The sequence below is a fragment of the Erwinia sp. AC075 genome, assembly GCF_979253995.1.
This window is the reverse complement of sequence record NZ_CEEDEU010000001.1, coordinates 4,398,898-4,418,662: the sequence shown is the minus strand read 5'-3', so window position 1 is coordinate 4,418,662 and position 19,765 is coordinate 4,398,898. Positions and strand designations below refer to the sequence as shown.

The following is a 19,765-nucleotide window of genomic DNA, read 5'->3' as shown; positions in this document are numbered from 1 at the left end:
CACAACGGCCTCCCAAATAAGTCACTGTTTTCAGGCGACCATTAATCGATAGTACGTTGGATCTCGATAATCTCGAAGACTTCGATCATATCGCCAACACGCACATCGTTGTAGTTCTTCACGCCGATACCACATTCCATGCCGTTACGGACTTCGTTGACGTCATCTTTGAAGCGGCGCAGGGATTCCAGCTCGCCTTCGTAGATAACCACGTTGTCACGCAGTACGCGGATTGGGTTGTGACGTTTGATGTTACCTTCAGTCACCATACAGCCAGCAACAGCGCCGAACTTAGGTGATTTGAACACGTCACGCACTTCAGCCAGACCAGTAATCTGATGCTTGTACTCAGGCGCCAGCATACCGCTCATCGCCTGCTTAACTTCGTCGATCAGATTATAGATCACGGAGTAGTAACGCAGATCCAGACTTTCGGTATCCACTACGCGGCGAGCAGAAGCATCGGCACGCACGTTGAAGCCCAGCAGGATAGCGTTAGAAGCCGCGGCCAGCGTGGCGTCAGTTTCGGTGATACCACCTACGCCTGAACCCACGATTTTCACTTTCACTTCATCAGTGGACAGCTTCAGCAGCGAGTCGGAGATAGCTTCGACAGAACCCTGAACGTCAGCTTTCAGCACGATGTTCAGTTCAGAAACTTCACCTTCGGTCATGTTCGCAAACATGTTCTCCAGTTTAGATTTCTGCTGACGAGCCAGCTTAACTTCACGGAATTTGCCCTGACGATACAGTGCAACTTCACGGGCTTTCTTCTCGTCACGAACAACCGTTGCTTCATCACCGGCGGCAGGAACACCTGACAGGCCAAGGATCTCAACAGGAATCGAAGGACCAGCTTCAGTCACTTCGCGACCCAATTCGTCACGCATCGCACGCACACGGCCATACTCGAAGCCGCACAGAACGATATCGCCTTTATTCAGCGTACCTTCACGTACCAGCACGGTAGCAACCGGACCACGACCTTTATCCAGGAAGGATTCGATAACCACACCGCTTGCCATACCCTGACGAACCGCGCTCAGTTCCAGCACTTCTGCTTGCAGAAGGATGGCGTTAAGCAGGTCATCAATACCGGTACCGGCTTTCGCAGACACGTTCACGAACATGTTCTCGCCGCCCCACTCTTCCGGAATGATTCCGTACTGGGTCAGTTCGTTTTTAACACGATCCGGATCGGCATCTGGCTTATCAACTTTGTTCACCGCAACAACAACCGGCACTTTCGCCGCTTTTGCGTGCTGGATAGCTTCGATAGTCTGTGGCATCACGCCATCATCTGCCGCAACGACCAGGATAACGATGTCAGTCGCCTGAGCACCACGAGCACGCATTGCGGTAAACGCGGCGTGTCCCGGGGTATCCAGGAAGGTGATCATACCGGTGTCAGTTTCAACGTGGTATGCACCGATGTGCTGAGTAATGCCGCCCGCTTCGCCAGAGGCGATTTTAGTGGAGCGAATATAATCCAGCAAAGAGGTTTTACCGTGGTCAACGTGGCCCATGATGGTCACGACCGGTGCACGGGATTCCTGCAGCGCATGAGTATCACGATCGCTCATTACCGCTTCTTCCAGCTCATTCTCACGGCGCAGCGTCACTTTGTGACCCATTTCTTCCGCTACCAGCTGGGCAGTTTCCTGATCGATAACCTGGTTAATGGTGGCCATGGCGCCCATTTTCATCATCGCTTTGATGACCTGGGAACCTTTCACCGCCATCTTGTTAGCCAGTTCGGCTACGCTGATGGTTTCGCCGATGATCACGTCACGGTTAACAGCCTGCACTGGCTTGTTGAAGCCCTGTTGCAGGGTGCTTGGCTTGCGCTTGCCGCCTTTACCGCCGCGAACCTGCGCACGCGCTTCTTCACGGTCAGTTTTCGCTTCAGAATGCTTGTTGCCTTTCTTGGAGCGTGGCGCTTTAGCCGGGCGGACTGCACGGGTACGACGGTCGCCTTCAACCTTCGCATCGTTTTCGTCTTCAGCCGCACGGGCGTGGGTAGAAGTGGTTACGTGGTAATCAGAAGTATCTTCAACTTCTTTAACCTCAGTCCACTCGGTGCCTTTCTCTTCTGCCATTTTACGAGCCTCTTCCGCTACGCGCTTCGCTTCTTCTTCAATCTTGCGATGCGCTTCTTCTTCGGCTTTACGCTTCAGTTCTGCAGCTTCTGCTTCGCGACGGGCTTTGTCAGACTGCGTTGCCCGGATTACTTCATCAGTAGGTTGATTGCTCACTTTATCTTTTTCCGCTGCTTCACGTTTGGCTTTATCAGCTGCCTCACGTTTAGCCTGCTCCTCGGCTTCACGCTTCGCTTTGTCTTGGGCTTCACGCTTGGCTTTTTCTTCAGCCTCACGACGAGCCAGTTCTTCCGCTTCACGCTGTGCCTGCTCTTCTGCTTCAGCCTGTTCAGCTTCTGCAGGATCGCCTTTTACATAGGTGCGCTTTTTGCGGACTTCAATTTGTACTGACTTGCTTTTGCCCCCGGTAACGGGAACATTCAAGGTGCTGCGCGTCTTGCGCTGCAGAGTCAGTTTACCTGAACCGCCGTTATGATCGCGATTCAAATGGGTCAGGAGCGTTTCTTTTTCCTGCTGCGTCACAGAATCAGTTTCAGACTTGCGGATCCCTGCATCAGCAAACTGCTGTACCAGGCGTTCTACCGGTGTCTGAATCTCTGCGGCCAGCGATTTTACAGTTACATCTGTCATGCTGTTCCTTCCTGCTACAGTTTATTACGCGTCGTCGCCGAACCAGCAGATATTGCGTGCAGCCATAATCAGCTCACCAGCCTGTTCATCGTTCAGGCCTTCAATATCTGTCAGGTCGTCAACACCCTGTTCGGCAAGATCTTCCAGCGTACAGACGCCAATCGCTGCCAGCTTGAATGCCAGCTCACGATCAAGACCTTCCAGATTCAGCAAATCTTCTGCCGGCTGGTTGTCGCCCAGGCTCTCTTCTTTCGCCAGCGCCAGGGTTGTTAACGCATTTTTCGCACGATCGCGCAGCGCTTCTACTGTCTCTTCATCCAGACCGTCAATTTCCAACAGCTCGTTGATCGGAACATATGCCAGTTCTTCAAGAGAAGAGAAACCTTCTTCAACCAGAACGGTAGCAAAGTCTTCATCAATATCGAGATGCTTGGTAAAGACGTCGATGGCAGCATGGGCTTCAGCCTGGTGCTTCGCCTGCAGATCGTCGACCGTCATTACGTTTAGCTCCCAGCCACTCAGCTGTGCGGCTAAACGTACGTTTTGACCATTACGGCCAATCGCCTGAGCCAGGTTACCGGCTTCAACAGCGATATCCATGGTGTGATTATCTTCATCCACCACGATAGAGGCAACATCCGCAGGGGCCATGGCATTGATCACGAACTGCGCAGGATTGTCATCCCACAGTACGATATCAATACGCTCGCCACCCAGCTCACTGGATACTGCCTGAACTCGCGCACCACGCATACCGACGCATGCACCAACTGGGTCGATACGTTTGTCGTTGGTTTTCACCGCAATCTTGGCACGTGAGCCCGGATCGCGCGCGGCGGCTTTAATCTCAATCACTTCTTCGCCAATTTCTGGCACTTCAATGCGGAACAGTTCGATCAGCATTTCCGGCTTGGAACGGCTGACAAACAGCTGAGCACCGCGCGCTTCTGGACGCACTGCGTACAGAACACCACGAATACGGTCGCCCGGACGGAAGTTTTCACGTGGCAGCATGTCTTCACGAATGATGACGGCTTCTGCGTTGCTGCCCAGATCCAGAGAGATGTTGTCGCGGTTAACTTTCTTAACCACGCCGGTGATGATCTCACCTTCCTGCTGACGGAACTGATCGACAACCATCGCACGTTCAGCTTCGCGCACTTTCTGCACGATAACCTGTTTCGCGGTTTGGGTGGTGATACGGTCGAAGGTCACAGATTCGATCTGGTCTTCTACGTATTCGCCCAGATTAAGCGCTTCGTCTTCGTAGCGAGCTGCATCCAGCGTGATTTCACGCGTTGGCATAGTCACTTCGTCAACGATAACCCAACGGCGGAAGGTGTCGAAATCGCCGCTTTTGCGGTCAATGCTGACACGGACTTCAATTTCCTGCTCGTATTTTTTCTTGGTCGCCGTGGCCAGTGCGCTCTCCAGCGCTTCGAAAATCTTTTCGCGCGGGAGTGATTTCTCGTTCGACACAGCCTCAACTACAGCTAAGATTTCTTTGTTCATCCTGGTATGCCTCAATCCGGACTTTTAAAAGTGGGGAACCAGGTTCGCTTTCTGAATGTTGCTCAGCGCGAACACTTCGTCGTTACCCTCAACAGCAACAGTGATCATTTCACCTTCTACAGATTTAATGATTCCCTGCCATTTGCGGCGGTTTTGAACGGCCATACGCAGCACCAGGCTCACTTCTTCGCCAATAAATTGTGCGTAATGCGCAGCGGTAAAGAGTGGGCGCTCAAGGCCTGGTGAGGAGACTTCAAGGTTATAAGCGACAGTAATCGGGTCTTCGACATCGAATACGGCACTTACCTGGTGGCTAACATCAGCACAATCGTCAACATTGATGCCATTTTCACTATCAATATAGATGCGCAACGTCGATGTACGACCGCGTACAAACTCGATACCGACCAGTTCGTAGCCCAGCGCCTCTACAGGTGCTGTGATCAGCTCAGTTAATTTTTGCTCTAATGTGGACAAGGCCACCCCCAAGACATAAAAAAAGGGCTTAATAGCCCAGTATGCTGTTTCCTGATAACAAAAAACCCCGATAAATCGGGGCTTTATGCGACTGGACCCTGTACGCCAAAAATCTGGCGGTTCGGCACAATCCAAAAGAATTTTTTTCAAAATCTGCTGAGATGCGCCGTTCGATGCATACAGTATATTTGAAAAAGAACTCTAAGGGAAAGTGGTTGCGGGGGCCGGATTTGAACCGACGACCTTCGGGTTATGAGCCCGACGAGCTACCAGGCTGCTCCACCCCGCGTCCGAAATAACGTGGCAAATACTACGCCGATCTTGCGTAAAACGCAAGCAATACTGAAGTTTGGTACCGAGGACGGGACTTGAACCCGTAAGCCCATGCGGGCACTACCACCTCAAGGTAGCGTGTCTACCAATTCCACCACCACGGCACTAAAGTGACGACTTTTTTATTTCTGTCGTGTCGAAATCACTGCATTTACTGCTTACTGTGGGATATCGCTACCCGGGGTTGCCGGTTTAGCTGGCTGGCTCTGCTGCGACTGTGCAGGCTGAGTCAGATTTTCCCACTCGCTTCCTTTCTGAGTCTTATTGGAGTTGAGGTTACCCAGAATCAAGCTAATGATGAAGAACAGTGTTGCCAATACTGCGGTCATACGGGTCATAAAGTTACCTGAACCGTTAGAACCAAACAGCGTTGCCGAACCGCCTGCACCAAATGACGCGCCCATATCAGCGCCTTTACCTTGCTGAAGCATGATCAAACCTACAAGGCCGATTGCAACAATAAGGAAAACAACTAAGAGAGCTTCGTACATAATTAACCTGTTTCCTTGCGCGGTAGCCGCACATCAAAAAGCTTCAAACCAGTTAGAGAGATAGCGTTGTCACTACCCATCAGAAGCGGGTGTGAATACTAACCAAAGCCGCCTGACTGCGCAAGGGCAATTTAGCACCAGGCATCTGATTGCGGAAAAAAACGGCAAATGAGCAATGAATTGCTGGTAAATCACTCATCTACCGTCCTTTTCTGGCTTATCAGACCGCCTTCACCGCATCGGCAATCCGGTGTGCCAGCGCCGTCACTTGCGCTTCATCTTCGCCTTCAACCATCACGCGGATTAGCGGTTCAGTGCCTGATTTACGCAGCAACACACGTCCACGACCCTGCAGCTCTTTTTCGACTTCTGCAGTGACCGTTTTGACCGTTGCATCTTCCAGCGGATCGGTTGTTCCACTGAAGCGCACGTTAACGAGGATTTGTGGCAGCAACTTCATGCCGCTGCACAGATCGTGCAGAGTCATGTGGTTACGCACCATCGCAGTGAGTACCTGCAAACCTGCCACGATACCGTCACCGGTAGTTGTCTTGTCCAACAGGATGACGTGGCCGGAGTTTTCAGCGCCCAGACGCCAGCCTTTTTCCTGCAGTTTTTCCAGCACGTAGCGGTCGCCCACTTTTGCACGCGCAAACGGAATACCCAGTTGCTTAAGCGCCAGTTCAAGCCCCATGTTGCTCATCAGCGTACCGACGACACCACCGCGCAGTTGTCCCTGACGTAAGCCTTCACGGGCAATGATATACAGGATCTGATCGCCATCCACTTTATGGCCCAGATGGTCCACCATCATGATGCGATCGCCATCGCCATCATAGGCCAGCCCCACGTCCGCTTTCTCCGACAACACGCGTTCCTGCAGCTTGCGGACATCGGTGGCGCCACACTCTTTGTTGATGTTCATCCCATCAGGATTAACACCAATGGTGATCACCGTCGCGCCGAGTTCACGCAGGACGTTTGGCGCGATGTGGTAGGTCGCACCGTTGGCGCAGTCCACCACAATCTTCATGCCATTCAGGCTGAGTTCGCTTGGGAAGGTACCTTTGCAAAACTCGATGTAGCGGCCGGCTGCATCGACAATGCGGCTGGCACGTCCCAGCTCTGCAGATTCAACGCAGGTGATCGGTTTCTCCATCTCCGCTTCGATCGCCTCCTCCACGTCATCTGGCAGCTTGGTGCCTTCGATGGAAAAGAACTTGATACCGTTATCGTCAAACGGATTGTGCGAAGCCGAAATCACAATCCCCGCTTCGGCACGGAAGGTTCTGGTCAGATAGGCAATGGCTGGGGTTGGCATCGGTCCGGTAAAGGCTGCCGATAACCCTGCCGCCGCCAGGCCTGCCTCAAGGGCCGACTCCAGCATGTAGCCAGAAATGCGCGTATCTTTACCGATGATAATTTTCTTTGAGCCATTGCGTGCCAGCACCTTACCCGCTGCCCAGCCAAGCTTCAGCACGAAGTCAGGTGTAATAGGAGACTCACCCACTTTGCCGCGGATGCCATCGGTACCAAAATACTTACGGTTGCTCATAGCGTTACTCTTCCTTCGCTGACAGTGTTGCTTCGACGACGCGCATCGCTTCGACGGTTTCTTTAACATCATGAACGCGCAGGATGTGCGCGCCTTGCATCGCGGCGATTACCGCGCAGGCCAGACTGCCTGTCAGCCGCTGCGACGGGCCAACATTCAGCAGTTGCCCAATCATACTTTTACGGGACATGCCGACCAGCAGTGGCAGGCCGAACCGGTGAAAATCAGCCAGATGGGCCAGCAACTGATAATTGTGGGACAGATTCTTACCGAAACCGAATCCCGGGTCGAGGATCAACTGCTCTTTTTTGATCCCGGCGGCTTCGCATCTGGCGATGTGCTGCACAAAAAAGGCGTCCACATCCTGCAGCAGCTGTTTGTACTTCGGCGATTGTTGCATGGTGGCCGGATCGCCCTGCATATGCATCAGACAAATCGGCAGGCCCGTTGCCGCCGCCGCTTCCAAAGCACCGGGCTCCTGCAGTGAACGGATATCATTGATGATGTGCGCACCCGCATTTGCCGATTCCCGGATCACCTCTGGTTTTGATGTATCGACCGAAATCCACACTTCAAAACGTTGAGAAATAGCCTCAACCACCGGAATAACCCGTTCCAGCTCCTGCTCTACACTGACTTCCGATGCGCCAGGACGCGTGGATTCGCCGCCGATATCAATGATGGTGGCACCGGCATTGATCATTTCGTTGGCATGGGTCAGCGCCTGAACCAAATCGTTATGCTTGCCGCCATCAGAGAAAGAATCCGGGGTCACATTCAGGATCCCCATCACATGAGGATGGGAAAGATCGAGGATGGTGTCTCTGGCGTAAAGCTTCATAACGGTAAGTCTCCAAACGGGTTCAGCAGGTCAGTTGGACCGGGTAATGAAATTGTAGATATAAAAAACCCCGGACAGCGCCGGGGTTTGGAGTGAGCTTAAACGAACAAGTAAATTACTTGTCGCCCAGCTGCTCTGACATGGTGTTACCAGGATTAGGCGTGCGCGGTTCATCAACCGGGCGCGGCGCCTTAGGCGTACCGTTGCTGTCAGAATTATTGGTGCTGCCCGGATCTTCCCAACCCTGTGGTGGACGCACTTCACGGCGTGCCATCAGGTCATCGATCTGTGGAGCATCAATGGTTTCATACTTCATCAGCGCATCTTTCATCGCGTGAAGAATGTCCATGTTTTCGTTCAGAATACGACGTGCACGTTGATAGTTACCTTCAACCAGTGATTTCACTTCCTGGTCAATGATACGCGCGGTCTCATCAGACATGTGCTTCGCTTTAGCCACTGAACGACCGAGGAATACTTCACCCTCTTCTTCAGCATACAGCAGCGGGCCCAGTTTCTCTGAGAAGCCCCATTGCGTTACCATGTTACGCGCTATTGAGGTGGCTACCTTGATGTCGTTAGAAGCACCGGTAGAAACACGCTCAACACCGTAGATGATCTCTTCTGCCAGACGGCCACCGTAAAGGGTAGAAATCTGACTTTCCAGTTTCTGACGGCTGGCGCTGATCGCGTCGCCTTCAGGCAGGAAGAAGGTCACACCTAATGCACGGCCACGAGGAATGATGGTCACTTTGTGCACCGGATCATGCTCCGGCACCAGGCGACCAATGATCGCGTGACCGGCTTCGTGGTAGGCCGTCGACTCTTTCTGCGATTCTGTCATCACCATGGAGCGACGTTCCGCACCCATCATGATCTTGTCTTTCGCTTTTTCGAACTCAACCATCGACACAACGCGTTTGTTACCACGGGCTGCAAACAGCGCAGCTTCGTTGACCAGGTTAGCCAAATCGGCACCTGAGAAGCCTGGCGTACCACGGGCAATAACGGATGCTTCAATGTCGGTCGCTAATGGAACGCGACGCATATGCACTTTCAGGATCTGCTCACGGCCTCGAACGTCTGGCAAGCCTACAACAACCTGACGGTCAAAGCGGCCTGGACGCAACAGCGCCGGGTCAAGTACGTCTGGACGGTTAGTCGCGGCGATGACGATGATGCCTTCATTACCTTCAAAACCATCCATCTCAACCAGCATCTGGTTCAGCGTCTGCTCACGTTCATCGTGACCACCGCCTAAACCAGCGCCACGCTGACGACCGACTGCATCGATCTCATCGATAAAGATGATGCAAGGCGCGGCTTTCTTGGCTTGTTCAAACATGTCGCGAACACGGGATGCACCCACACCAACGAACATTTCAACGAAGTCAGAACCGGAGATAGTGAAGAAAGGCACTTTAGCTTCACCGGCGATGGCTTTCGCCAGCAGCGTTTTACCGGTACCCGGAGGCCCGACCATCAGAACGCCTTTCGGAATTTTACCGCCCAGTTTCTGGAAACGGCTTGGCTCACGCAGGTATTCAACCAGCTCAGCCACTTCGTCTTTCGCTTCGTCGCAACCGGCAACATCAGCGAAGGTTGTCTTGATCTGATCTTCCGTCAGCATGCGGGCTTTGCTTTTACCAAAGGACATTGCCCCTTTGCCGCCCCCGCCCTGCATCTGGCGCATGAAGAAGATCCAGACACCAATAAGCAATAGCATTGGGAACCATGAGATGAAGATCGACGCCAACAGGCTCGGTTCTTCTGGCGGTTCGCCAACCACTTTCACATTTTTAGTCAACAGGTTATCAAGCAACTTGGGATCGTTGACAGGAATGTAAGTCGTGTATTTGTTGCTGTCTTTTTTGACAACGTTGATTTCACGCCCGTTAATACGTGCCTCGCGGACCTGATCCTGGTTCACTTCTGACAGGAAGGTTGAATAGTCAACCCTACGGCCATTCGACTCGCTGGGCCCAAAGCTTTGGAATACAGACATCAGCACGACCGCGATGACTAACCAAAGAATTAGGTTTTTCGCCATGTCACTCAAGGGGATTAACCTCTTATTACAACTGTGTTAACAGACAGCGTAGGGTACTATAGTTTGCGCCCTGTCGCTACAATGTACACTTCACGCGAACGAGAGCGCGAAGCGTCCGGCTTACGAATTTTTACTTTCGTAAACAGGGAGCGAATTTCCCGGAGGTAATCTTCAAAGCCATCTCCCTGAAACACTTTTACTAAAAAACTGCCGCCAGGTGCCAATACATCACGACACATTTCCAGTGCAAGCTCAACTAAATACATTGCACGTGGAATATCAACTGCTGGCGTTCCTGTCATGTTGGGAGCCATATCGGACATCACAACCTGTACTTTGTTGTCACCTACTCGTTCCAGCAACGCTTTCATGACCAGTTCATCACGAAAATCGCCCTGGAGGAAATCGACACCGGCGATAGGATCCATCGGCAGGATATCACAACCAATAACACGGCCTTTTGACCCAATCTGCGTTACCACATATTGAGACCAACCTCCGGGTGCAGCACCCAGATCGACGACGGTCATGCCAGGTTTGAACAGCTTGTCACCTTGCTGTATTTCATCGAGTTTAAACCAGGCGCGAGAACGCAGCCCTTTTTTCTGTGCCTGAAGCACATATTTATCGCTAAAGTGTTCCTGCAGCCAGCGGCTGGAACTGGCCGAACGCTTTTTACCAGTCATACAATTTCCAACTATGATTCAACGCATGCGATAAATAAACCGCGCAAATCAGCAAAGCCGATTTGGTGATACACCAGAGATGGCGGTAGAATGACCCGTTTTCAATCCCAATGTAAGTAAAAAATACGATGAATCTGAGTACCAAACAAAAACAGCACCTGAAAGGACTGGCCCATCCGCTGAAGCCCGTTGTCATGCTGGGCAACAATGGTTTGACCGAAGGGGTGCTAGCCGAGATCGAACAAGCACTGGAGCACCACGAGCTCATCAAAGTGAAAATCGCCACGGAAGACCGTGAAACGAAAGCACTGGTTGTTGAGGCTATCGTGCGCGAAACCAAAGCAGCAAACGTGCAGGTTATCGGCAAGATGCTGGTACTGTACCGTCCAACGAAGGAACGCAAGATCTCCCTTCCGCGCTGAGGATCAGGTAACAATTCTGAAACTTAGACTGGAGAAGGTGACACGCTCCTGATGTTGATAAAAGGCCGCATAGCGGCCTTTTTCCTTTCTTTACAATACGCGTGATAGTTTCAGCGTAGCAGAAATCAGAGATATTCTATCTTCAAAATCTCATACTCGACGTCGCCGCCGGGTGTTTTCACGATCGTCACATCATCAACTTCTTTGCCAATCAGGCCGCGCGCCATTGGCGAGTTCACAGAAATCAGATTTTGCTTAAAATCAGCCTCATCATCGCCCACGATGCGATAAGTCGACTCTTCGTCAGTATCCAGGTTCAATACCTTGACGGTTGAACCGAAGATCACCCGACCGTTCGCGTTCATTTTGGTGACGTCGATTACCTGAGCATTAGACAGTTTTGCCTCGATCTCCTGGATACGACCTTCACAGAAGCCCTGCTCTTCGCGCGCTGCGTGATACTCAGCGTTTTCTTTTAAGTCGCCGTGCTCACGTGCGTCTGCAATTGAGGCAATAATTCGGGGGCGTTTAATGGTTTTCAGCTCTTCCAGCTCTTCGCGCAGTTTGTCCGCGCCCCTTAACGTCATCGGAATCTGATTCATCTCAATACCTCGTAAACTCTGTCCTGTGCAAAATTTCGTCATCCTGACAGGTTCATGCAGAAAAAGCGTTCTGCGGCGCTTGCCACTGAATTTCAAACGAAATAAACCAGACCCAAAGGGAAGCTCAGGGCCTGGAGGTTTTGCATTTTGATACGTATTTTAACCCAGAGTTCCTTATGGGTCATCGTTTACTTTCCACAACGATGCACCGTAGTATGTCAGCATCACCTGTCAGTAAACGCGAGATTATGCGATTTTCACGAATTGTTACCGGTTTAGCCTGCGCATTTATGCTGAATGCCCACGCTGCTTCGGTTGAAGACTACACCCAATATTTACCTGATGGCGCAAACCTGGCGCTGATTGTGCAGAAAATAGGCGCAACCACGCCTTCAATTGACTACCACAGTAAACAGATGGCACTGCCGGCCAGTACGATGAAAGTGTTGACCGCCCTGGCGGCGCTGCTTCAGCTTGGCCCGGACTACCGTTTTCATACGCAACTGGAAAGCAAAGGCACCATTAATGATGGCACGCTGCAAGGCGATCTGGTGGCCCGTTTTGGTGGCGATCCGACGCTGACGCGTCAGGACTTGCGCAATATGGTCACCACGCTGAAAAAGCAGGGTGTGAAGCATATTCAGGGCAATTTGGTGATTGATACGTCGGTATTTGCCAGCCACGACGAAGCCCCAGGCTGGCCGTGGAATGACCTGACGCAGTGCTTTAGTGCGCCGCCAGCCGCTGCCATTGTTGACCGTAACTGCTTCTCGGTATCGCTCTACAGCGCACCGAATCCAGGTGACAAGGCGTTTATCCGCGTGGCCTCCTATTATCCGGTCAGTATGTTTAGCCAGGTGCGAACGCTGGCGAAAGGCTCGCCGGATGCACAGTATTGTGAGCTGGATGTGGTGCCAGGCGAATTAAACCGCTTCACCCTGACCGGATGTATGACCCAGCGTGCCGAACCCTTGCCGCTGGCCTTTGCTATTCAGGATGGCGCTAGCTATGCCGGTGCCCTGTTAAAAGCGGAGTTGCAGGCAGCCGATATCGATTATTCCGGCCATTTACTGCGTCAGACTCAGGTCACGCAGCCAGCTAACGTGCTGGCAGAAACGCAGTCTGCACCCTTACACGATCTGCTGAAGATCATGCTGAAGAAGTCGGACAATATGATTGCCGATACCGTGTTCCGCACCATTGGACATGAGCGATTTGGCGTCCCTGGCACCTGGCGCGCCGGCTCTGATGCCGTGCGTCAGATACTGAAGCAAAAGGCGAATGTCGATCTGGGCAACAGCATTCAGGTAGACGGTTCGGGGCTTTCACGGCACGATTTGATTTCCCCGGCGACCATGATGCAAGCGTTACAATACATTGCACAAAATGATCAACAGCTGAATTTCATTTCCATGTTGCCTCTCGCAGGCTACGACGGAACGTTACGCTATCGTGGTGGTCTTCATGAAGCAGGCGTCGACGGAAAGGTATCAGCCAAGACCGGTTCATTGCAGGGTGTGTATAACCTTGCTGGCTTTATGACGACAGCCAGCGGGCAGCGCGTGGCATTCGTCCAGTATCTTTCTGGCTATGCCGTTCCGCCGGAAGATCAGCGCCAGCGACGTATTCCGCTGGTCCGCTTTGAGAGCCGGCTTTATAAGGATGTTTACCAAAATAACTGACAATTATGAAACTACTGGTTGTTGAAGATGATGCTTTGCTGTTGGGCGGACTGGTTCAGGCGCTGACGACTGAAGGGTATGCGGTGGATGCGGCTAAGAATGGCGCTGAAGCCTGTGCTCTGCTGCAAAGCGGCCAGTACAGCCTGATTGTTCTCGATCTTGGGTTGCCGGATCGGGACGGCAGGCAGCTGCTGCGGCAGTGGCGTAAAGAGACTATCGATCTGCCGGTGCTGATCCTCACTGCCCGTGATGCCTTAGAGGATCGGGTTGATGGACTGGATGCCGGTGCCGATGATTATCTGGTTAAACCCTTCGCGCTGGCCGAATTGAAGGCCAGAGTTCGGGCTTTGATTCGCCGCTATCAGGGTCGCAGCGATAACCTGCTGCAACAGGGCGATCTCTCCCTTAACCTGTCTTCTCAGCAAGTTTATATAGACAATCAGCCTGTTGAGCTGACGCCGAAAGAGTTTGCGCTGCTGACGCGTCTATTGATGCGCATCAGTCAGACGGTGCATCGTGAAACGCTGCAACAAGATCTTTATAGCTGGCAGGATGATACCGGCTCTAACACGCTTGAGGTGCATATTCACAACTTGCGCCGCAAGCTGGGCAAAGACCGCATCAAGACGGTGCGTGGCGTAGGATATCGTCTGGAAGAACGCACTTGAACAGTATGCGTCGGCGTTTGCTGATTATGCTGGCATTGATCCTGCTGTCCTGTCAGATGATGAGCGCAGCCTGGCTGTGGCATGAAAGCCGCGAACAGATCAGTTTCCTGGTTAACGAAACGCTCTCTGCTCACGCCCGCAATGAGCGAGTCGAAAATGAAATCCGCGAAGCGATAGCCTCACTGTTACTGCCTTCTGTGGTGATGGTCTGCTTCACGCTGCTACTCTCTTTCTGGGCGATCAGCTGGATCATTCGCCCGTTAAAGTCATTGCAGAACAGCTTGTCTGAGCGTTCTGCAGATAATCTCACGCCGCTGCCTAATTTCTCTGACATGGATGAAATTGCTGCAGTGACCCGCGCCCTGAACCAGTTACTGGGCAGGCTCGATCATACCTTGCAGCAAGAGCGGCTTTTCACCGCTGATGCCGCCCATGAGCTGCGCACACCGCTTGCCGGATTACGGCTTCACCTTGAACTGCTGGAGCAACAGGGTGTTACCCAGGGTCCGATGTTAGTGAAACGCATCGACCAGCTAATGCATGTCATTGAGCAACTGCTGATGCTGTCCCGTGCAGGTCAGGCTCTGGCCGGTGGTCATTATCAGGTGGTCAGCTGGGAAAGTGTCTTCCAGCCATTGCAGCAGGAAATGGTTGAGATGTTATTGCTGCGCCAGCAGACGCTGGAGGTCTCAGGTGACCTGTCGCTTGAAGCTGAAGGCGATGCCGTTCTGTTGCGATTGATGGTGCGCAATTTGCTGGAGAATGCCTCGAGATACAGCCCGGAAGGCAGCCATATCAGTTTGTTGGCAGAAAGTGAAAACGGCGGCAGCCGTTTCACTGTCAGAGATGAAGGGCCAGGTATTGATCCTGAAGCGGCAGCCGACCTGACAAAAGCGTTTCGCAGGATGGATCAACGTTATGGCGGCAGTGGGTTGGGACTGAATATTGTGCTGCGCATCGCGCAGATCCATCACGGTGAGTTGCGATTAACCAACCGAGAGGATCGAAGTGGGCTCAATGCCACCTGCTGGTTGCCGCAAAATCTGAATTAGCCGTGGTGGGGGTCCGTCCCCACCGCCACCATCCTCAGAAATGCGTGTTCAGGCCCATATACCAGGTCCGGCCTGATTCGTTATAGGTGTTCGCCCCTGCGCCATACATATACGCATTGGTCGTGGCATTACCGGTTGTTTGTGCATTCCCTTCCCTGAAATGACGTTTATCCAGCACGTTATCCACGCCAAGAGTGACGCTCACGTAATTGTTCACATCGTAGGTGCCGCTCAAGCCAACGATGGAGTAGGGACTGACCGTCGATTGCTCCGTCCCGCTGACTGACTCTCCCTTGTAGTTATATTTTTTCGGCGTCTGTCGACCGTACCAGGTCAGGGTGCTTTGCAGGGAAAGCGCGTCTGTGGCCTGCCAGGCCAGCGTCGAGTTAAGGGTATATTCCGGGATGATTGATAAGCGGTCGCCTGTCGTTTTGTTTTTGCTTTGCAGCATATAGGTCAGATTGTTGTTCCAGCTTACTGATTCAGTCAGCGGCAGGTTAACCGTCCCCTCCAGCCCTTCCACTACCGCTTTGGGCACATTCTCCCACTGGTAGATATCAGTACCGCCTGAAGTTGAGGTGCCACTTGGCTGATAGCCGGCTTCAATTTTATTGCGATAATCATTGCGGAACCAGGTGATCCCGGCCTGATAGCCTTCATGCTTATACTCGATCCCCACTTCCTTGTTAATGCTGGTTTCTGCTTTGAGGTCGTCATTTCCCATCAGATAGCAGGCGCCGGCACTGTCTGCACAGCCTTGCCCACGGCTGTACAGGACGTAATTTGGATTGGTCTGGTAAAGGCTCGGTGCTTTGTAGGCGCGGGCAATGCCCAGCTTCAGGGTGAAGTCATCGTCCAGCGCCTGTGAAAGGTTCAACGAAGGACTCCAGTTATCACCGACAATACTGTGGTGATCAAATCTCAAACCGGGCACCAGCGTGGTACTGTCAGTGAGCTCGATATTGTCTTCAGCAAACAACGAGAATATTTCTGCAGAGGAGTAAGGGCTGCGGTTGCTGCTTCCGATCCCTTCAATGTTACCGCCGGACAGCGCCTGAGTATTGGAAGCCCCGTCTTTCATGCGTTGCTGATTCCATTCGACGCCAAACGTTGCGGTCTGATTGACCAACAGCTCAAAAGGAACGCTGATTTCACTGTGCAACAATACGTCATCCAGCTGGATGGTGGAGAAGCCGCTGTCGGAGAAAATCCCTTCCGTACCGCCTGCCAGCCCTTCGTTCATCCGGCTGTTACGCGTGTTTTCATACTGCGCATAACTGCGGGTGCTGATGCCGTTATCCCACACGCCTGTCCACGTGGTGGCGAAGTCCTGACGGTAGAGACGGTTAGTCTCATTGCCATAGTTGTCCTGCACCAGTGCGCTGGTATTGGTATTTTGCGTGTCTCCGGCGTACAGATTTCCTTGCCGACTGTAGCCTGCACTGAATTCCAGTACCTGGCGTGGCGCAAACTCCCAACGCAATTTGCCGTGGATATCTTTATTTTCCACCCCTTCCCGCCCTGCCGGCACCGTATCAGCATACGTGCCGGTTCTCAGTGACTGATGCCCTTCATTGATAAACTGCGCATCAGCCTGCGTTTTACTGAGGTTGCCATACAGCATAAAGCTGACGGCATCAGAGAGCGGCCCACTGAGTGAGAAGTTGGTGCGTTTGGTCGATCCTTCAGAGCGATGCTCCGGCATATTCAGATAGCTATTCCAGGCACCATGCCACTCATTACTGGCCTGCTTAGTGATAATATTCACCACGCCACCTGCGGCGCCGTTACCATAGCGCGCTGCGGCAGGCCCGCGAATCACCTCAATATGGTCGACCATTTCAGGTGGAACCCAGTTGGTGTCTCCACGCGTATCACGCTCGCCACGCCAGCCTAACCGTACCGAGTTGCGGCTGGAAACGGGCAGACCGTCAATCAGGATAAGCGTGTTTTCTGGACCCATGCCACGAATATCAATCTGACGGTTGTTACCGCGCTGTCCGCTGGTTGAGTTGCCGGTCAGGTTGACGCCTGGCATGGTCCGAATGATTTCAGAGAGATCTCTGGCGGGAGGACGTTTTTTGATTTCGTCGGCCGTAATGGTCGAAACGCCTGGCGCCTGAAGCGTCTGCTGCGCGGCCGTCACCATCAGCGTGCCACCATTGGCATCAACGGTGTCTGCCTGAGCCAGCGCGACGCCTCCCAGTCCTGCGAGAATCGTCAGTGATAAGCGTGAAAATCTGGTCATGAAGCCTGTTTCCCTACAAATATGCCCTTCAAAATTACCCGGGCCAAATTGGCAAAAGTGCGGCAACACACTATTGCAAATGCAAATAATTATCAATACGATTATTACAATCATTTCTATTTTTGTCAGAAAGTTCACTCAGTGGTTTGATAATCTATGACGGCTTTAACATCTGTAATCGGAACAGAGGCCTGGTGGCAATCTGTCGCTCAACAAGGCACCCCATTTATCGCCAGGGAAAAGGGAAAAAACGCCTTAGTGACTTTCCTCTGGCGCGATCCTGACGGGGATGAGTTCCACTCGGCGATCCGCAACGTCTGGCTGAACATTATCGGCATAACCGACCATCATCGTGGTGGGCTTCCCCACTCTCTTAAGCGCATTGCTGGAACCGACGTCTGGCAGACCACTCTGTCCCTGAGCCAGGGCTGGCGTGGCAGTTACTCTTTGATGCCTGACACCGCAGATGAGTTGCCCGCCGAACCGCTTTCGATGCTTTCCCTGAGACAGTGGTGGCAGCAGAAATTCCCACTGGCACAACCCGATCGTTACAATCCGCTGGCGGGCTGGCAAAACGGACGTGGTCACTGGGTGTCTCCGCTGCATATGCCTGCAGCACCAGCGCAACCCGAGTGGCAGACTGAGGATAATCGGCTTGAAACCCTGAACTTGAGCTGGGAGAGCGTGTTACTGGGTAATACCCGAGACGTGGCGATACTGGCCACCGGCGAAGAAAATCCCCTTCATCGTCCACTGGTGATCCTGCTTGACGGGAAATTTTGGCTAATGAGTCAACCTGTTGCAGCGCCATTGGCAACGCTGACACGCAGCGGAGACCTGCCTGAAGCGGTATACATATTTATCGATTCGGTGGATAACTCGCTGAGAGCCGCAGAGCTCCCCTGTAATCCGCTCTTCTGGCAGGCCATTCAACAGGAATTGTTACCCGAACTGCGGCGGAAAATCGCGTTTTCCGGGCAAGCAAAAAATACCGTTGTTGTTGGACAGAGTTTTGGTGGCCTCGCGGCGGTGTATGCGGTGCTGAACTGGCCTGAACGCTTTGGCTGTGCGCTTAGTCAGTCAGGATCTTTTTGGTGGCCACGCCGGGATCACCAACCTGAGCAAGCGACAGGGTTGTTGATACAACAGGTTGTAAAGGGAATTGCCGGAATGCCCGGGCAACGCATTGCACTGGATGCAGGCTGGCATGAGAAAATCATTCTTGATTCGAACCGGCAGTTATATCCCCTGCTGGTCGATGCTGGCCTTGATGTCCGCTTTCGGGAGATTGACGGCGGTCATGATGCCCTCTGCTGGCGCGGAGGGATCACGGACGGACTTAAGTGGTTATGGTCCGACTCAGTGAGCAGCGAAGAGATCCCTAAGTCGCGTTAAAAGATGGTTTGCACTGTAGTAGTCAAGGCGGAAGCTGTCATTCCCCAGCGTATAGACCTGCTGATGCTGAACGGCAGGCGACGCCGCCAGTAAAGGCGCAGACAGCAGTGCCACTTTGCCAGATTGATCGGCGGCGAACATCAATACAGATTGCCCATTGATCCCCGTCACCAGGCTCTCGCCACTGAGTGGGATAATGTCTTTGCGTTGCAACCTCCGTTGCGCCTGAGCCAGTTCAGCGGGCACCGTGGCCAGGGTAAACCCCAATGATTCCAGCAATTGCCCCTGCGCAGAGTCGCGGGTCCAGAGATTAGCGGCCTGACTTTGTGGATTGAACACCAGTGCAGAGACGGGCTGCGGTGGCAATACTATTGCCGCTTTGACGGCAGCGACTCGTCTGGCAAATGACTGAATAGAAGCCTCCGCTTCGGTCTCCTTTCCGGTGGCTTTTGCAAGTTGTCGCTCTGTTTGCTGCCAGCTCTGCTGGTCGTAATTAATCACCAGCGTGGGTGCAATCAGCGAAAGGCGGTCATACAGCGTGACAGCTGAGTCTTTTCCCGTTGCGCTGACCACGATCAAATCTGGATCCTGCGCGGCGATGGCTTCCAGACTGGCTTCCCCTGTGGGTAACGGTTTTACCCCGCGGGCGCTGGCAATATCGCCCCATTGACGAAAGAACCCCCGATCATCGGCAAGCCGTTTTCCAGGCTGAGTTACCCCGCTGGCAATAACCGGGGCTTCAATCGCCAGTAATGAGCCAGTAAGCGTCACGCTGGTTGAAACAATACGTCGCGGCGGCTGCTTAAGCACAACTTCCCCCTTTGAGGTTGAAAGATGGCGCGGCCAGTCAGGACGGGCATCAGCCTGGGCGAGAAAGGGGATCAAAAGCAGGCTGAACAGTAGCGGGTAACGCGTGAGGAAGGCAGAGGTCATTATCAGGCTCGTTGGCAAAGCGCCGATGTCAAAACATGGCAAATCGAAGGATGGCAAAGATGATAATAATTATCTTTACCATTTAAAAG

16 protein-coding genes and 2 tRNA genes are annotated in these 19,765 nt (G+C 52.8%); 5 read left to right on the top strand and 13 right to left on the bottom strand.

Translation table 11 applies throughout. The features are described 5' to 3' along the window. Window positions 1–41: 41 nt before the first annotated feature. The 10 genes from infB to rlmE form a co-directional block, all read right to left on the bottom strand. Window positions 42–2,729, bottom strand: a complete 2,688-nt coding sequence (infB, locus tag AC0IXH_RS20750; RefSeq protein WP_013204016.1) for a translation initiation factor IF-2 — start codon at window positions 2,727–2,729, stop codon at window positions 42–44. Window positions 2,730–2,753: 24 nt separating this feature from the next. Continuing rightward, window positions 2,754–4,241, bottom strand: a complete 1,488-nt coding sequence (gene nusA, locus AC0IXH_RS20745; RefSeq protein WP_013204017.1) for a transcription termination factor NusA — start codon at window positions 4,239–4,241, stop codon at window positions 2,754–2,756. A 24-nt stretch (window positions 4,242–4,265) separates the two neighbouring features. Continuing rightward, window positions 4,266–4,718 (bottom strand): ribosome maturation factor RimP, encoded by a 453-nt coding sequence (gene rimP / locus AC0IXH_RS20740; RefSeq protein WP_041692438.1) that lies wholly within the window; start codon window positions 4,716–4,718, stop codon window positions 4,266–4,268. A gap of 212 nt (window positions 4,719–4,930) precedes the next feature. After that, window positions 4,931–5,007, bottom strand: a tRNA-Met gene (locus AC0IXH_RS20735). A gap of 61 nt (window positions 5,008–5,068) precedes the next feature. Next, a tRNA-Leu gene (locus tag AC0IXH_RS20730) sits at window positions 5,069–5,155 on the bottom strand. Window positions 5,156–5,209: 54 nt separating this feature from the next. Continuing rightward, complete coding sequence (gene secG, locus AC0IXH_RS20725; RefSeq protein ID WP_013204019.1) at window positions 5,210–5,542, bottom strand: preprotein translocase subunit SecG; 333 nt, start codon at window positions 5,540–5,542, stop codon at window positions 5,210–5,212. Window positions 5,543–5,762: 220 nt separating this feature from the next. Beyond that, window positions 5,763–7,097: a phosphoglucosamine mutase gene (glmM, locus tag AC0IXH_RS20720; protein ID WP_013204021.1), complete on the bottom strand. Its 1,335-nt coding sequence runs from the start codon at window positions 7,095–7,097 to the stop codon at window positions 5,763–5,765. 4 nt (window positions 7,098–7,101) lie between these two features. Further along, window positions 7,102–7,938 (bottom strand): dihydropteroate synthase, encoded by an 837-nt coding sequence (folP, locus tag AC0IXH_RS20715; protein WP_013204022.1) that lies wholly within the window; start codon window positions 7,936–7,938, stop codon window positions 7,102–7,104. 115 nt (window positions 7,939–8,053) lie between these two features. After that, window positions 8,054–9,988 carry an ATP-dependent zinc metalloprotease FtsH gene (gene ftsH, locus AC0IXH_RS20710; RefSeq protein WP_013204023.1) on the bottom strand — a complete coding sequence of 645 codons (1,935 nt, stop codon included), beginning with the start codon at window positions 9,986–9,988 and terminating at the stop codon, window positions 8,054–8,056. Window positions 9,989–10,044: 56 nt separating this feature from the next. Then, a complete protein-coding gene (rlmE, locus tag AC0IXH_RS20705; RefSeq protein ID WP_053145041.1) occupies window positions 10,045–10,674 on the bottom strand; it encodes a 23S rRNA (uridine(2552)-2'-O)-methyltransferase RlmE in 630 nt (209 codons plus the stop codon). 128 nt (window positions 10,675–10,802) lie between these two features. On the opposite strand from rlmE, the gene yhbY reads away from it, so the two are divergent. Then, entirely contained in the window at window positions 10,803–11,096 is a 294-nt protein-coding gene (gene yhbY / locus AC0IXH_RS20700) for a ribosome assembly RNA-binding protein YhbY (protein WP_013204025.1), read from the top strand. A gap of 125 nt (window positions 11,097–11,221) precedes the next feature. Here yhbY and greA read toward each other — a convergent pair whose 3' ends face one another. Beyond that, complete coding sequence (greA, locus tag AC0IXH_RS20695; RefSeq protein ID WP_013204026.1) at window positions 11,222–11,698, bottom strand: transcription elongation factor GreA; 477 nt, start codon at window positions 11,696–11,698, stop codon at window positions 11,222–11,224. A 248-nt stretch (window positions 11,699–11,946) separates the two neighbouring features. Between greA and dacB the strand changes: the two genes are divergently transcribed. From dacB to pmrB, 3 genes are read left to right on the top strand one after another with little or no spacing between them, the layout of a single operon-like run. Next, the gene (dacB, locus tag AC0IXH_RS20690; RefSeq protein ID WP_106381975.1) at window positions 11,947–13,380 is read left to right on the top strand and encodes a serine-type D-Ala-D-Ala carboxypeptidase; all 1,434 of its coding nucleotides are present in this window, start codon (window positions 11,947–11,949) and stop codon (window positions 13,378–13,380) included. A gap of 5 nt (window positions 13,381–13,385) precedes the next feature. Further along, window positions 13,386–14,048, top strand: coding sequence for a two-component system response regulator PmrA (gene pmrA / locus AC0IXH_RS20685; RefSeq protein ID WP_013204028.1), 663 nt, complete (start codon window positions 13,386–13,388; stop codon window positions 14,046–14,048). Further along, on the top strand, window positions 14,045–15,100 hold the full coding sequence (gene pmrB, locus AC0IXH_RS20680; protein ID WP_134822853.1) for a two-component system sensor histidine kinase PmrB: 1,056 nt from the start codon (window positions 14,045–14,047) through the stop codon (window positions 15,098–15,100). Before pmrA ends, pmrB begins: the two co-directional genes overlap by 4 nt. A gap of 34 nt (window positions 15,101–15,134) precedes the next feature. Here the strand turns inward: pmrB and AC0IXH_RS20675 are convergent, their stop codons facing one another. Further along, window positions 15,135–17,348, bottom strand: coding sequence for a TonB-dependent siderophore receptor (locus tag AC0IXH_RS20675; RefSeq protein WP_471720911.1), 2,214 nt, complete (start codon window positions 17,346–17,348; stop codon window positions 15,135–15,137). A gap of 156 nt (window positions 17,349–17,504) precedes the next feature. Here AC0IXH_RS20675 and fes point away from each other — a divergent pair, with 156 nt between their 5' ends. Next, window positions 17,505–18,743: an enterochelin esterase gene (gene fes / locus AC0IXH_RS20670; protein WP_134822854.1), complete on the top strand. Its 1,239-nt coding sequence runs from the start codon at window positions 17,505–17,507 to the stop codon at window positions 18,741–18,743. Here the strand turns inward: fes and fepB are convergent. Continuing rightward, window positions 18,708–19,676, bottom strand: coding sequence for a Fe2+-enterobactin ABC transporter substrate-binding protein (gene fepB / locus AC0IXH_RS20665; RefSeq protein ID WP_471720910.1), 969 nt, complete (start codon window positions 19,674–19,676; stop codon window positions 18,708–18,710). The genes fes and fepB overlap by 36 nt on opposite strands. Window positions 19,677–19,765 lie beyond the last annotated feature (89 nt).

What these genes read in the sequence shown, in the direction of transcription:
- folP (WP_013204022.1), bottom strand. Translation starts at nt 7,938, where the DNA reads ATGAAGCTTTACGCCAGAGACACCATCCTCGATCTTTCCCATCCTCAT.
- ftsH (WP_013204023.1), bottom strand. Translation starts at nt 9,988, where the DNA reads ATGGCGAAAAACCTAATTCTTTGGTTAGTCATCGCGGTCGTGCTGATG.
- AC0IXH_RS20675 (WP_471720911.1), bottom strand. Translation starts at nt 17,348, where the DNA reads ATGACCAGATTTTCACGCTTATCACTGACGATTCTCGCAGGACTGGGA.
- yhbY (WP_013204025.1), top strand. Translation starts at nt 10,803, where the DNA reads ATGAATCTGAGTACCAAACAAAAACAGCACCTGAAAGGACTGGCCCAT.
- dacB (WP_106381975.1), top strand. Translation starts at nt 11,947, where the DNA reads ATGCGATTTTCACGAATTGTTACCGGTTTAGCCTGCGCATTTATGCTG.
- fes (WP_134822854.1), top strand. Translation starts at nt 17,505, where the DNA reads ATGACGGCTTTAACATCTGTAATCGGAACAGAGGCCTGGTGGCAATCT.
- greA (WP_013204026.1), bottom strand. Translation starts at nt 11,698, where the DNA reads ATGAATCAGATTCCGATGACGTTAAGGGGCGCGGACAAACTGCGCGAA.
- pmrA (WP_013204028.1), top strand. Translation starts at nt 13,386, where the DNA reads ATGAAACTACTGGTTGTTGAAGATGATGCTTTGCTGTTGGGCGGACTG.
- nusA (WP_013204017.1), bottom strand. Translation starts at nt 4,241, where the DNA reads ATGAACAAAGAAATCTTAGCTGTAGTTGAGGCTGTGTCGAACGAGAAA.
- fepB (WP_471720910.1), bottom strand. Translation starts at nt 19,676, where the DNA reads ATGACCTCTGCCTTCCTCACGCGTTACCCGCTACTGTTCAGCCTGCTT.
- infB (WP_013204016.1), bottom strand. Translation starts at nt 2,729, where the DNA reads ATGACAGATGTAACTGTAAAATCGCTGGCCGCAGAGATTCAGACACCG.
- rlmE (WP_053145041.1), bottom strand. Translation starts at nt 10,674, where the DNA reads ATGACTGGTAAAAAGCGTTCGGCCAGTTCCAGCCGCTGGCTGCAGGAA.
- glmM (WP_013204021.1), bottom strand. Translation starts at nt 7,097, where the DNA reads ATGAGCAACCGTAAGTATTTTGGTACCGATGGCATCCGCGGCAAAGTG.
- secG (WP_013204019.1), bottom strand. Translation starts at nt 5,542, where the DNA reads ATGTACGAAGCTCTCTTAGTTGTTTTCCTTATTGTTGCAATCGGCCTT.